The sequence below is a fragment of the Protofrankia sp. CiP1_Cm_nod1 genome (genome assembly GCF_920888515.1).
Taxonomy (GTDB): Bacteria; Actinomycetota; Actinomycetes; order Frankiales; family Frankiaceae; genus Protofrankia.
The window spans coordinates 16,889-30,145 of the sequence record NZ_CAKKTM010000123.1; the positions used below are offsets into that span (position 1 = coordinate 16,889).

A 13,257-nucleotide genomic window follows, 5' to 3' on the forward strand; every position below is an offset into this window, starting at 1 on the left:
AGGCAGGCCGGGCGAGCTGGGCAGGCCGGGTGGGACGGGCGGAGCGGGTGGGACGGCGGTGAGCTGGCGGGTGCTGGTGCTCGGCGGCACCGCGGAGGGCCGGCGGCTCACGGAGAAGCTGGCCGCACTGCCCGGCGTGGAGGTGATCTACTCGATCGCGGGCCGGGTGGCCGCGCCCGCCCTGCCCACGGCGGCGCGGATCCGGGTGGGCGGGTTCGGCGGCGTGGACGGCCTCGCGTCCTACCTGCGGGATGCCGGGATCGCCGCGGTGATCGACGCGACCCATCCCTACGCCGCGCTGATGACCGCCGCTGCGGTTACGGGGAGTAACGCGGGCGCGGTGCCGCTGCTGGTCGTGCGCAGGCCGGGCTGGCCGGAGACGGACGGTGACGACTGGCATCGGGTGCCGTCGCTGGCCGCCGCCGCGGCCGCCCTGGGCGGCTTCGGGGAGCGGGTGTTCCTGACCACGGGCCGGTCCGGGATCGCAGCGTTCGCCGGCTCGGATCGGCACTGGTTCCTCCTGCGTTCGATCGAGGCGCCGTCACCCCCGATGCCGGCGCGGATGGACGTCCTGCTCGAACGTGGCCCGTTCACGGTAGAGGGGGAGACGGCGCTGATGCGCGGGCATCGGATCGACGTCATCGTCACCAAGAACAGCGGTGGCCCGCTGACCGCGGCGAAACTGGTCGCCGCCCGTCACCTGGGCCTGCCCGTGCTGATGGTGGACCGCCCGCCGCTGCCACCCGGCACACTGGCCGTGGCCACCCCCGAGGACGCCGTCGCCTGGTTCACCGACTGGTCGGGGCGACCGATGGGTCATGCACCAGTTGACGACAGCGGGTGACGAAATCAGACGAAGACACGGGGTGATGACCGTCCGCCGGTCGTCGCCGAGGATCCTCAACCTGGCCGCCCAGCCGGACTGCTTCGTCCGGTCGGCCGGTGTCGGGGCGTCGGACCGGCCGGCTTGGCACTCGTCCGGTAAGGCGTTCGGCTGGCGTGGTCATTCGTCCTCGCTCGCGATCGCGTTGACGGCCGCCGCGGCCATGGCGCTGCCGCCGCGGCGGCCGTGCACGACGAGGTGCTCCAGCCGGCTGGGATGCTCCGCCAGGGCCCGTTTCGACTCGGCGGCCCCGATGAAGCCGACCGGGACGCCGATCACCGCCGCGGGCCGGCCGGCGCCGGACTCGACGAGCTCGAGCAGCCGGAACAGCGCTGTCGGGGCGTTGCCCACGGCGACCACCGCGCCGTCGAGGCGGTCCCGCCAGAGGTCCACCGCGGCGGCGGTGCGGGTCGTGGCGAGCTGGTGGGCGAGGCCCGGCACCCGGGGGTCGGACAGCGTGCAGATCACCGGGTTGTCCGCGGGCAGCCGGGCGCGGGTGACGCCCGCGGCGACCATCCGGGTGTCGCACAGAATCGGTGCTCCTGCGAGCAGCGCGGCTCTGGCCGCGTCCACCACGCCGGGTGAGTAGGCCAGGTCGGCCACCAGATCGACCATCCCGCAGGAATGGATCATCCGGACGGCGGTGCGGGCGACGCCGTCCGGCAGGCCGGTGAGGTCCGCCTCGGCGCGGATCGTGGCGAACGAGCGGCGGTAGATCTCGGCGCCGTCACGGACGTAGTCGTTCACCGGGAGCTCCGCACGGTCGTGGGCCACCCGGCGGGCCAGCGGCGGCCCAGCCGACCGGTCCGGCCCAGCCGGCCGGACCGGCCCAGAGCGACGGTCACGTAGCGCGGATCCCCTCCACGGCCGCCCGTACAGGCCATGATCGCCGCGATTTTGTTGTTGTGTACGTTTTTTGGCCGCATCAGCGTACACAACGACAAACTTGCGCCGATCTTCTTCGATGGTCGGCGTCCATCGAAGTGCGCCACCGCCCGTGGGGTGACTTAGAGTCATCTAATCGGTGCTCTAGGCGACCGAAGCGGCTCGGCGGGGCAGAGCGGCAGCGGGTGTCCGCCACGGCCAGCAGGTCCGGGACAACGGCTGCGCGTCCGGCGATGAGCGTCACGGCCGCGATTGTGTCGTATCTGGACTGTCGTTGCGTTCCGGGGCCGGCTGCCTCCCCAGCGCGGGGCCGGCGGGGCCGGCGGGGCCGGCGGGGCCGGCGGTCTTGGTCACGGCCCACTGGGTGACCGGCAGCATCGGCCGCCAGCCGGTGAAACCGCCGACCGGCGCGGCGCGGGCCACCGCCAGCCGGACGAGGTCGCCGCCGTGGCTGGCGTGCCAGCCGGCCAGCACCGCCTCCGACTCGACGGTGACCGCGCTGGCCACCAGCCGGCCGCCCGGCGGGAGCGCGGCCCAGCACCGCTCGAGCACACCGGGAGTCGTGATCCCACCGCCGACGAACACGGCGGACGGCGTGGGCAGCCCGGCGAGCGCCGCGGGGGCGGGGGAGCCGACGACCCGCAGGCCGGGGGTGCCCAGCGCGTCCGCGTTGCGCAGGATCCGCGCTGCCCGGTCCGCCCGGGGCTCCACGGCGATCGCCCGGCAGGCCGGGTGCGTGCGCATCCACTCGATCGCGATGCTGCCGGAGCCCGCGCCCACGTCCCACAGCAGTTCGCCGGGGGCCGGACCGAGCCGGGCGAGCGTGACCGCCCGCACCTCCCGCTTGGTGAGCTGGCCGTCGTGCTCGAACACGCTGTCGGGCAGGCCCGCCGTCCGCGGCAGATGCCCGGAGTCGGGCCCGGGCTCGCACTCGACAGCGACCAGGTTCAGATCGGCAACCACGTTCGGACCGGCCAGCGTCCCCAGACCGGTCGTCGCGTCCGGGTCGGCCCGCGTGTCCTGGTCGGTCAGCGCGGCGGTCGGCTCGCCGTCGTGCCGCTCGTCGCCGTGCCAACCGCCGTCACACCAGGACGCGGCCGTGCCGGTGCGGCACCGCTCGTCATCCGCGCCGAGGTTCTCCAGGACGGTGAACGGGCTGCCGCCGTAGCCGCGGCCCACCAGCAGGCCGGCGAGCGCCGCCGGGCTGTGGCCGTCCGCGCACAGCACGATCAGCCGGCGGCCGGGCTGCACGGCCGGGTGCACGGCGCTGAGCGGACGCCCGACCAGGCTCACCACGTCGACGGCGTCCATCGCCCAGCCGAGCCGGGCGCAGGCGAGCGAGACCGAGGACGGATGGGGCAGCACCCGCACCCGCCGCGCGCCGAGCAGCCGCACCAGCGTCGTGCCCAGGCCGAAGAACATCGGGTCGCCGCTGGCCAGGCAGCACACGCGGGCGCCGGCGTGCTCGGCGAGCAGCCCCGGCAGCGCCGGCACCAACGGCGTGGGCCACTCGACCCGCCGGCCGCCCACGTCGGCGGGGACCAGTGCCAACTGCCGCCGGCTGCCCATCAGCACCTGCCCGGCCCGCAGCGCCTCCCGGCCCGCCTCGGTGAGCCCGCCCCACCCGTCGGCACCCACCCCCACCACAATCACCGGCGACTGATCACCGGGACACACGGTCACTGGATCTTTCGCTGCCTTCCTGGCCGCCTCGGCCGATCGTTTCGCCGGATACCACCGCCACCCGCCACACCACGGCCGGCGCGCTAGAGCTGACCACGCCATCTACCTGGAGCTGAACATGCTGGTCAGCATGGCAGTTGGTAAGGGAACGGATTCTTGACGCTGAACTTGCGGAGATCATCGACATCCTTCGTGCCATCGCTGCGAATATCGGGTACATGGAGCGGAGCGCGCTGGAACGAGTTGGCTTACGGGAACGTTGTGAACCGTGAGTCCCTACGGTATCGGGAGGCGATGGCTCCACGAGCGGCTTCCTCAACCGCTGTCGATGATTTCTTGCATGACCCGTTCGAGTTCAGGGAGCTTCTCCTCGAGAACCTGCCAGACCAATCTGTCGTCTACTGTGGCGTAACCGTGGATGAGGATGTTCCGAAAGGCGACGATGCGAGGTGGCTCGGGTATGGCGGCGGCGATCTCGGGGGCGGCCTTGGACAGTTGGTTCAGCGCCTCTCCGATGATCTCGACCTGGCGCTCGACGGCCGCACGGAGCATTGCGTTCGACAAATAGTCCGCCAACGATTGTCCCCGCGCGAAACCGCGGGCAAGACCGGCCGCGTGCACCGCGTCCCACAGGTATTTTCGGGGGTCAGGCCGCATACAGGGACTGCCGGGTACGCATGACCTGGTCGCGGAAGTAGGGGTTGCGGATGTTCGCGACGCTGACGACGTCGACCGCGCGTCCCAGCAGTCGTTCCAGGCCTTCCTTCAGGTCGAAATAGCTGCCGAAATAGTCGAACCCCGCCTGCGCGTCATCGAATTCGACCAGTACGTCGACGTCGCTGGAGCCCACGTCGAACGAGCCACCGACGGCGGACCCGAACACGTCGAGACGTCGAACCCCGAGTCGCTGACACAGGGTCTCGATCTCCGAACGCTTCGTCTCGATGACCGGATGCACTGCCCACCTCCCGAATGAGATTCTGCCCCGCGAGCGCGGATGTCGACCGGGCGAACCGGTCACGGCCCGGGCGCACCGCTGTGGTCAAGGGAATTTTGCTCTGTTTATAACGAATAGTCCGATTTCTGGCAGGCCTGTCCGGCATCCGAGGCCGGCCTCTGAGCGCCGCCGTGAACATCGTGGGCGGAACGTGCCGGTTCAGTGGTCACCATCGAATCTGGTCCCGTGCCGACCTCCGGATGCTGGGGCCAGGGCGGGACGCCGGTCATCAGGGATTTCGCTGGATGGTGGTGGCGATCGTGCGGTGGCGGCGGAGGATGTCGTCGAGGCCGAGGTGGACGGGGGCGCCGTTCTCCACGACGGTCCTGCCTGCGACGACGGTGTGCCGGGCGGCTACCGGGCCGCAGCGCAGCCACGCCTCCACCGGGTCGGACAGGGCGCCGGCGAAGGCGATCCCGTCCAGTGGCCAGACGACCAGGTCACCGGCCGCGCCGACGGACAGCTCGCCGAGCTCGCCGGCCCGGCCGAGGCAGGCCGCGCCGCCGCGGGTGGCGATCTCCAACGCGTCCCGGGCGGACATCGCGGACGCCCCGCCGCGCAGCCGTCCGAGCAGCATCGCCGTACGCGCCTCCAGCCACAGCGAGGCGGCGTCCGCCGAGGACGAGCCGTCGCAGCCGAGGCCGACCGGCGCGCCGGCGGCCCGCAGCTGCGCGACCGGCGCCAGCCCGCCGCCGAGGATCATGTTGCTGCTCGGGCAGTGAGCGACCCCGGTGCCCCAGGCCCCGAGCCGGGCCACCTCGGCGGCGTTCGGGTGGATGCAGTGGGCGACCCAGGCGCGGTCACCGCCCCAGCCGAGGTCGCGGAAGTGCTCGACCGGGCGCCGGCCGTAGGTCGCCAGGCAGTAGTCGTCCTCCTGCGGGTCCTCGGCGAGATGGGTGTGCAGCCGCACGTCCAGCTTCTCGGCGAGCTCGGCGGTGGCCCGCATCAGCTCGGGGCTGACGGAGAACGGCGAGCAGGGCGCCAGCGCGATCCGCACCATCGCGCCGTGGGACGGGTCGTGGTGGGCGGCGACGAGGGCCGCCGAGTCCGCGAGGATGTCGTCGGGATCCTGCACGACGGAGTCCGGCGGCAGCCCGCCGTCCTTCACCGACAGTGACATCGATCCACGGGTGGGGTGGAAGCGCATCCCGAGCTCGCGGGCGGCGGCGATCTCGGCCGCGATCAGGTCCCCGGCGCCGCGCGGGTGGACGTACAGGTGGTCGGTGGTGGTGGTGCAGCCGCCCAGCGCGAGCTCGGTCAGGCCGACGTGGGCGGAGACGTACACCGCCTCCTCGTCCAGGCGGGCCCACAGCGGGTAGAGCGTGCGCAGCCAGGCGAACAGCGAACCGGACACCGCCGGCGCATACGACCGGGTGAGGTTCTGGAAGATGTGATGGTGGGTGTTCACCAGGCCGGGGGTGACCAGGCAGCTGGCCGCGTCCAGCGCGCGCCGGGCGGGCGGGGGCGGGTCGCCGGCCGCCCCGACCGCGCTGACCAGGCCGTCGGTCACCGCCACCCAGCCGCCGGGCAGCTCCCGGCGGCGGTCGTCCATGGTCGCCACCAGCTCGGCGCCGCGGACGAGCAGGTCGACCGGCCGCGGGCCGGGAGCCGGGATACGCGCGGTCATGGCATCGATTCTGCCGCGCCGGTGTCGCCCGACGGTTTCACCGCGGTGCCGTCCGACGGTTTCACCTTCGGCTCACCGAGGTGCCCCAGGGGTTGGTAACGCGGCTACCTGCCGGGCGGCGACGCACCCGCACACTCACCCTTGACGGCCCGGGCGACCGCCGGAGCGAAACCATAGCGCGCCTCGCGCAGGCTGCGATAGTTGCAGGCTGCGATAGTCGCAGGTATGGTGGAGTGGTCGATCTGCTGCCGAGGGTAGGATATTGGTGCGTTTCGTCAATCGAGTCAAGGAACTGTCCTTGCTGGACGAGTGGTTCGGGCGACCGGGACCTCAGCTTGGCGTGGTTTGGGGGCGTCGACGAGTCGGAAAGTCGCACCTGCTGGCGCATTGGGCAGCGGATAAGCGGGCTGTCTACCACGTCTCACGCAACCGAGCGCCCGACCAGGAGCTTGCCGCGCTCTCGGCGACCGCGGCTCCGGTGCTCGCGCTTGCCAATCGCGACCTGGTCAGCCGTCCGTTTCGGGACTGGGACGAGGCATTCGAGCTTTTCCGGCAAACTGCGTCAGAAGCGCCGCTGGTCGTGATCCTCGACGAGTTTCCCGAACTGGTCAGGAGCGATCCGCGTATCGAGAGCGCCCTGCGCGCGATCTGGGAGGGCATGGGCGACCATCCCGTCCGCCTGGTCCTGTGTGGCTCGGCGGTACGCATCATGGAAGCGTTGCAGGAGGAACGCGCCCCGCTCTACGGGCGGGCTACGCTTCGCCTGCAGGTTCGGCCGTTTCTGCCCAACGAAGCGGCGTTGATGCTGCCCGGTCTCGCACCCGCCGAGCGGGCCAGGGCATGGGGTGTCTGCGGTGGCATACCCTTTTACCTGGACCTGTGGGACCAGTTGTCGTCATTCCGGGACAATCTCGCGCGACTTGTCGCGAACGAGCATGGGCTTTTTCTCAACGAGGGCCAGTTGATCCTCGCCACCGAGGACTTCGCCGGCGGCCGCCGCGAACGTATCCCGGAGCAGGTGCTGCGGGCGATAGCCGCCGGGCGCACCCGGTTCGGCGAAATCAAGGACGCGTTGGGCATCGACCCAACCCGGGCGCTGGCCGCATTGGCGGACCTCGGCCTGGTCCAACGGGTGCTTCCGGTCGGGCGCAACGCGGACCCACGGCGGGCGTACTATCGGGTGGCGGACAACTTTCTGGCCTTCTGGCTGTCGATTGCGGAGCCTCGTCGAGCGGCCATCATCCAGGGTTTGGGCAACTCCGTGGCGGGCGTCATGGAAAGCGAGTTCGACAACTTCATGGGCGACCGGTGGGAGGACGCCGTACGCGCTCATCTCGTACGGACCATGGCGGATGATCTCCGGGTCGCGCCCGTGATCGAGGTCGGCCGGTTCTGGCACCAGTACGGAACCGACCCGGCAGAGATTGACGTCGCCATGCTCAGCGGGCCGACAGGACGGCTTGGCCTTGCCGCCGAGGTGAAGTGGGCCCGGCGCGAAGAAGGAAACCGTATCCTGCGCACATTGATGCGCAAGGCGCACGCCTCCAACCTGATCGGCCCGCATGACCCGGAGCCGCTGTACGTGATCGCCGCGCGCGAGGAGGTGACCGGACAGCTACCCGACGACGTGCTCCGCGTCACCACCGCCGACGTCTTCGCCTAAAGGTTGTTTCGTAACTCGCTTGGGTGTGATGCGACTGTCCGGTGGTGCTCGATCAGCCGGCCCGGCTGATGTTGTAAAGGTGGGCGATCCCGGCGGCGGTCACGGCAAGGGCGCGCGCCTGGCGGCGGTAGTCGCGCAGGATCTTCCAGGTCTTCAGCCCGGCGAGGGTGTGTTCGACGCGGGCCCGGACCGTGCGGTGCACCCGGTTCAGGTCCTGCTTCCACTCCGGTAGCGGCTGTCCGTCGACCGGTTTCCGATAAGGCATGATCACGTCTGGGTGGCCCTGGTAGCCGCCGTCGGCGAGCACGGGGCGCCCGGCGAGACGGTCTTTGATCCCGCTGGTCTGGTAGACGATCGTGTCGTTGCGGTTGCCGGCCCGCGGGTCGCCGAGGGCGAGAACGATATGGCTTATTTTTTGCGGCCTACACCGCCGTAGATCCAGACGTTGCGGTAGCCCCTGGGGCGTTTGCTGGCCGGTCGCCATGTCGGCACCTGGACGAGGCCCGGGCCCACCAGATCGCAGCCGGTGAAGAACGCGGCAATGGCGGGATGACCGCGCACGGCGAGGGGCGAGGTGGCGGTGTCGTAAACCTCGGTGGCCTGGGCCGCTGCCGCGGGTCGCAGGTCACCCGTGGCATGGGACAGCACCAGATAGCTGCCCGCCGGCAGCGCATCGAGTAGCGTCCGCACGATGCCGGTGGGGTTTTCCTCGTCGCGGATGAAGTGCACGACGGCCACGAGGAGCAGGGCCACGGGTTCGGTGAAATCGATCAGATGCCGGACGTGAGGGTGGCCCAGGATCTCGTGTGGCTTCCGCAGGTCCGCCAGCGCGGCCGTGGTCCGGCCGGTGCCGGTCAGCAGCGCGTTGGCGTGCGCGTGGACGACGGGTACCACCCCCGGGATACACATGCCCCGACCTACGCGTCCACTGGCCACCCCGGATGTTGTACATTTGTTGTACAGTGACCTCATGAGTGTCGGATTCCGCCCCACCGAAGAGGACCTCCGGATCGTTGAGGCCAACCGCCGTCAAGACGAAAAGACCAGCGACGTCATCCGGCGCGCCCTGCGACTGCTTGACCGGGAGGCGTGGGAGGTGCGTGCCCGCGAGGATATGTACCGGCTGCGGAACGAGGACCTGTCCGCCGAGCCCGATGCGTGGGAGTACGACACCAACGGCAACATCAGAATCACAGGTACGAACCTCGCGGTACCAGTCAGGTCGCAGGACCAACCGTGATTCGCGGGGCGGTGTACCCGGTGGACCTTGGCGACGCCAAGCGCGGGCATGAGCAGCGGGGTCGTCGGCTCGGCCTCGTCATGAGTATTGAGCAGAACGCGTGGTCCACGGTCACGATCGTTCCGACGTCGACCGGCGCGCAGGCGACCGCCTTCAGGCCGGAGGTGATCATTACGGGACGGTCGACCAGGATCCTGGTCGACCAGATCCGGACCATCGACAGCTCCTATGTCACGGGTGAACTCGTGGACTACCTCTCCCGCGACGACATGGCGCAGGTTGAGCACACCCTTTCGCGCTACCTCGGCCTGCTTCGCTGAGCGCATCGCCTGGCTCCCGTACATCGACCTCCCCTCGCGACCGGGCGAAGACCGAGATCCGACGCCGCCGACCCGACGGATCTGTCGCGTTGTTCTTACCGGCCCCCGGCCGAGCCGCGCGGCATGTGCAACCCGGGTACGGACCCCGGATGCAGCCCGATCATCAAAAAGATGCTGGTCAGAAGCCCGAGGGCTGTACGAGGACGATCGGTACCACCCCAGGGTTGCACACATCAAGCGACGGAAGACGGGGCTGACCGGCGTCTACCTGAATCCGGATGGTGCGACTCCGGTCGATGGTGGGGAGGAGGCACTACCGGGGCCGGGTGAGCTGATGTCCATTCTTGAAGTCGCAGGTATCCGTACTGGCGAAGCACCTCTCGTCATTGCTGGCGCTGGCGAGGGTGCGCCCGTCCGGCGCAAACGCCACCGAAATCACAGAGTTGGTGTGGCCGGTGAGGGGGGAGCCCAGCGGGCGGTTCTCTTCGGGGATGAGCTGGTGGTTCTCTTCGGGGATGAGGGTGAAGGCCAGAACAGTGCCGGTGATGACAAGCAGCACCGCGGCGGAGACGAGGGCCAGGCGGCGCTTCCGGCGGGTTCGCGGGCCACCAGGTTTCTCGCGGACGGCTGACGGGATTGCCGGTGTCGGGTCTGATGGCAGGGGGTCGGCTCGCTGGGTGGGCAGCTTGGTGAAGTTCGATGTCGCTAGTGGTACGGGTGGGCTCGTGTCAGGTGCTGGCAGGGTAGGGGCGAGTGGTTCACGGATATCCGTGGGTGCCCTCAGCGTGGCGGGAATCGTCGAGGCTGGCGTGGGGGTGGGCTGGTCGGTGGCGGCGCGGGCCAGATCGAGGGCGAAGGCGTGGGCTGAGGGGTGGCGGTCGGCGGGGTCCTTGGCCAGGGTGTGCATCACCACCGCGGCAACCGGCTCGGGCACTCCCGCGGGCGGCGGCGGCAGGACATTGAGGTGGTGGTGGATGAGCGCCGGGGCAGGCAGGGCCGGGTCGAACGGCGGGACGCCGGTCAGCAGCTCGTAGAGCATGACGCCGAGGGCGTAGAGGTCGGTGGCCGCGCTGAGCCTGCCACCGAGGATCTGTTCGGGAGCCATGTAGACAGGGGTGCCGATCACCGCGCTGGCGGTGGTCGCCGACCCTTCCGCGATTTTCGCGATGCCGAAGTCGGCGACCTTGGGCAGGACGGCGGCGTCGAACAGGATGTTGGCGGGCTTGATGTCGCGGTGCAGCACTCCCTGCCCGTGGGCATAGGACAACGCGGCGGCCACCGCCAGCCCCACCGCGCAGGCCGTCTCGCCTGCCAGGTCCCGGCGACGGCGGGTCAGGGGCCCTCCGGCCAGCAGTTCCATCACGATCAGGTGAAGGTCCTCGGCAGCGAGGGCGTCATAGACCCGGACGATATGCGGGTGATCCAACGAGGCCAGCAGGCGGGCCTCGTTCCAGCTGCGCTCGGTGGCCTCGTCCTGGTCGACCGGAAGCATCTTGACGGCGACATCGCGGCCCAGCCCGCGGTGCCGGCCGGCCAGCACCAGCCCGAACGCCCCTCGCCCCAACCGGGCACCAAGCTCGTAGCCCGGCAGCGCCGCCGCGATCCGCCTCCTTGCCTCGATCATGAGACGGTCAGGGCCCCACGTCGACGACAGGCAGCATGCGCCATCTCGAATCCCCCCAAACAGGCCACCATGCGATGCATGTGATCCTACCGGCGTTCGGCACAGCGACAACCGTCCCGCCGATCCCGCCCCGCCCCGCCCCGCCCCGCCCCGGACCAGGGCATGCGGTGGACATCGCCCCACAGCCGCACTCAGCTGAACGTTGCGAGACAAGCCGCGGGCCATGTGCGGGTCCGGACTGGCCGCGACACGCGCGCGGCGCGGCTGTCGGCCTCTCAGCCTTGATCGTAAAAGGCGAGCAGCTCGGCAGTACGCGCCGCCGCTTCGAGAGGGTGCCGTCCTCTCCGATCCGCCGGGGATGCTGACCAGCAGGTTGCGTGATCGTGCCGGACCGCATCCGGCTTCTTCGGGGCTGTTTCGGGGACGGCGTCATCAACGAGGGTCTGGCGGCGCGGTGGTCGGCGTACCGCGCCCGAGCCGTGCGGAGTGCGCAACGCGGGTGCGGACCAAGAAGCGGCCCGACTACCTAAAGATGCTGGTGAGACGCCTGAGCCTACGCCAGGACGATCGATACCACCCCTTGGATACACATGGCAAGTGGTGTTCGCGTGCCAGAAAGGCCGTGAGCAACGGTGGGCGCACATGTCGGTGTGCTGGGCGCGTAGACGACGGTGGTCCTGCTTGGGAGGTTAGGCGGCGGGCGGGCGCCGGGCGAGCACGCCCGCGATGAGGGTGGCGACCGCTGGCGGGACGGGTGGGGCCTCGGCAAGTGTCTCGGCCAGCCAGCGCGCCACCGCATCGACGTCCGATTCGGCATTGTGGGCGTTCTGCACTCCGGCCGGAGGGTGGGCCGTCGGTCCGTCGGTGTCCGGCCCCACTGTGGCGCCGTTCCCGCCGGTGTCCTCCGTGTCGGCCTGCGGTGGCCCGTCCCCTGTTTGCGGTGGATCGTCGCACGAGTCGGCGGGTGCAGGACGGCGGACGCGGGACGGGCGGACGCGGGACAGATCGACCACGGCACCTCACAGAACCGGCGGCGGAAATGCGGCAAATAAAAGCTAACCGGACTATCCGATACCGCCAACAGGGCGCGTTCCGTCGACCGCTTCCGCCAGCTCCCACGGTTAGATACGATGCCAATTGCGGCATGATTCCTGGCTCGCTTGGGTGGGTGTCAGATGCCGGCCGACCTGCATCGATGTGTCACCTCGGACCTACCCGATAGACAGGTAGGTGGATGGGCGGTCCGGTAGGTAAACGGACGGGCGGCCCGTAAAAGAACAGACTTTTCGGTCATTTTCCCGTAAAACAGGCAATGATATGTGACGTAGATCATACAAGACCCAGGGTGTCGGTGGTAGCCCAATCCTTCCATCGGACGAGGTTGCAGCGCGGAAAGGCGGGGGTCGCACCCCTGGGCGGGGCCGGACGACCCGAGGGAGCCTTGCGTGGGCGGTCTTGTGGTCAGCCCCCGCCGGTGCTCAGTGCGGAGATGGAGATGACGGTGACCTGGGTGGTGGAGACGGTGGTGAGGCCGTTGAACACGCCGGTCTGGCCGGCGCCGGTCCAGGTGACATTCCAGGTGACGGTGGTGGTCATGGGGAACACGCCGCCGGGCTGGTCGTCGGAGACGGTCTGGTAGGTGTGGCCGCAGTCCGGTGAGGACGCTTTCGGGTCGATGTCGGGCCGGTAGGGGGGGTACCGGGGCCGGTGCAGCGGACCTGGGCGCCGTCACCCATCGCCCAGACGACCTCGGCGGGGGTGGCGACGGCGGTCACCGACACGCCTCCGGCGGCAGCCGTGGCGGAGACGGGATGCCAGCTGCTGGGGTCGAGCCACATCCAGGTTGGGAGACGAATGAGCTGCCGGCCGGTCGGGCTGAGTGCGATCGTCGGGCCTTGGAGGCGGAGCTGGTTGCGGGCCTGTTCGGCGAGGGCCGCCGGGTCGGGGGCGGCAGCCGCCGGACCGGCCTGTCCGTCCGGTATCCAGACCGGGGGCCGGTAGAGCGCGTCGCGCCACCCGTCGTTCTGGCACTGGTAGACGTACCAGGCCCCAGACTGCCTGTCCGGGGCGGTCGCGGCAGGCAGTACGCGCAGCGACCCCGGCCGGTGAACCGCAGCCACTACGTGCGGTCCGCCGTCGCGCGGGATGGAGCGGAACGCAACTGGCCGGATCGGGTCTCCTTCGGGCTGGAAGTCGCTGCGGGTGTAGGAGCACGTTGCGAGTTCCGACGGGTCGAGCGACACATCACCAGGCGGACGCACCGCCCCGCCGCTGGCCGTGCCGCCCTGCGACCCGCCGCCACGCGGCGCCGGGCGAGCATCCCCGTCCGGTGGGA

General features: G+C 70.2%; 13 protein-coding genes and 1 pseudogene. 4 read left to right on the forward strand and 10 right to left on the reverse strand.

Features of this window, described 5'->3' with window-relative positions; all coding sequences use genetic code 11:
• Positions 1-58 precede the first annotated feature (58 nt).
• The gene (locus NBX02_RS05880) at positions 59-844 is read left to right on the forward strand and encodes a cobalt-precorrin-6A reductase (protein ID WP_250290332.1); all 786 of its coding nucleotides are present in this window, start codon (positions 59-61) and stop codon (positions 842-844) included.
• Positions 845-1,003: 159 nt separating this feature from the next.
• Here the strand turns inward: NBX02_RS05880 and NBX02_RS05885 are convergent, their stop codons facing one another.
• The 5 genes from NBX02_RS05885 to NBX02_RS05905 form a co-directional block, all read right to left on the reverse strand.
• Positions 1,004-1,630, reverse strand: a complete 627-nt coding sequence (locus NBX02_RS05885; protein WP_250282906.1) for a precorrin-8X methylmutase — start codon at positions 1,628-1,630, stop codon at positions 1,004-1,006.
• 378 nt (positions 1,631-2,008) lie between these two features.
• Positions 2,009-3,553, reverse strand: a complete 1,545-nt coding sequence (gene cbiE, locus NBX02_RS05890; RefSeq protein ID WP_250282908.1) for a precorrin-6y C5,15-methyltransferase (decarboxylating) subunit CbiE — start codon at positions 3,551-3,553, stop codon at positions 2,009-2,011.
• Positions 3,554-3,766: 213 nt separating this feature from the next.
• A complete protein-coding gene (locus NBX02_RS05895; RefSeq protein WP_250282910.1) occupies positions 3,767-4,108 on the reverse strand; it encodes a HepT-like ribonuclease domain-containing protein in 342 nt (113 codons plus the stop codon).
• On the reverse strand, positions 4,098-4,409 hold the full coding sequence (locus tag NBX02_RS05900) for a nucleotidyltransferase domain-containing protein (protein WP_250282912.1): 312 nt from the start codon (positions 4,407-4,409) through the stop codon (positions 4,098-4,100). Before NBX02_RS05900 ends, NBX02_RS05895 begins: the two co-directional genes overlap by 11 nt.
• A gap of 268 nt (positions 4,410-4,677) precedes the next feature.
• Positions 4,678-6,075 carry an 8-oxoguanine deaminase gene (locus NBX02_RS05905; protein ID WP_250282913.1) on the reverse strand — a complete coding sequence of 466 codons (1,398 nt, stop codon included), beginning with the start codon at positions 6,073-6,075 and terminating at the stop codon, positions 4,678-4,680.
• Between the two features lie 265 nt (positions 6,076-6,340).
• On the opposite strand from NBX02_RS05905, the gene NBX02_RS05910 reads away from it, so the two are divergent.
• Positions 6,341-7,738 carry an ATP-binding protein gene (locus tag NBX02_RS05910; RefSeq protein WP_250282916.1) on the forward strand — a complete coding sequence of 466 codons (1,398 nt, stop codon included), beginning with the start codon at positions 6,341-6,343 and terminating at the stop codon, positions 7,736-7,738.
• A gap of 52 nt (positions 7,739-7,790) precedes the next feature.
• Here the strand turns inward: NBX02_RS05910 and NBX02_RS05915 are convergent.
• Together NBX02_RS05915 and NBX02_RS05920 are read right to left on the reverse strand one after the other, a co-directional pair.
• Positions 7,791-8,132: pseudogene (locus NBX02_RS05915) on the reverse strand (transposase family protein); the annotation flags it as partial.
• Positions 8,133-8,146: 14 nt separating this feature from the next.
• Positions 8,147-8,647: an SAM-dependent methyltransferase gene (locus NBX02_RS05920; protein WP_250282918.1), complete on the reverse strand. Its 501-nt coding sequence runs from the start codon at positions 8,645-8,647 to the stop codon at positions 8,147-8,149.
• Between the two features lie 61 nt (positions 8,648-8,708).
• Here NBX02_RS05920 and NBX02_RS05925 point away from each other — a divergent pair, with 61 nt between their 5' ends.
• Together NBX02_RS05925 and NBX02_RS05930 are read left to right on the forward strand one after the other, a co-directional pair.
• Positions 8,709-8,978, forward strand: a complete 270-nt coding sequence (locus NBX02_RS05925; RefSeq protein ID WP_250282920.1) for a hypothetical protein — start codon at positions 8,709-8,711, stop codon at positions 8,976-8,978.
• Entirely contained in the window at positions 8,975-9,298 is a 324-nt protein-coding gene (locus NBX02_RS05930) for a type II toxin-antitoxin system PemK/MazF family toxin (RefSeq protein ID WP_250282922.1), read from the forward strand. The genes NBX02_RS05925 and NBX02_RS05930 overlap by 4 nt, the downstream gene beginning before the upstream one ends.
• A 313-nt stretch (positions 9,299-9,611) precedes the next feature.
• On the opposite strand, the gene NBX02_RS05935 is transcribed toward NBX02_RS05930, so the two are convergent.
• From NBX02_RS05935 to NBX02_RS05945, 3 genes are all read right to left on the reverse strand, one after another.
• Positions 9,612-10,922: a serine/threonine-protein kinase gene (locus NBX02_RS05935; RefSeq protein ID WP_250290336.1), complete on the reverse strand. Its 1,311-nt coding sequence runs from the start codon at positions 10,920-10,922 to the stop codon at positions 9,612-9,614.
• A 689-nt stretch (positions 10,923-11,611) separates the two neighbouring features.
• Positions 11,612-11,935, reverse strand: a complete 324-nt coding sequence (locus NBX02_RS05940; RefSeq protein ID WP_250290338.1) for a hypothetical protein — start codon at positions 11,933-11,935, stop codon at positions 11,612-11,614.
• A gap of 448 nt (positions 11,936-12,383) precedes the next feature.
• A complete protein-coding gene (locus NBX02_RS05945) occupies positions 12,384-12,518 on the reverse strand; it encodes a hypothetical protein (protein ID WP_445548290.1) in 135 nt (44 codons plus the stop codon).
• Positions 12,519-13,257 lie beyond the last annotated feature (739 nt).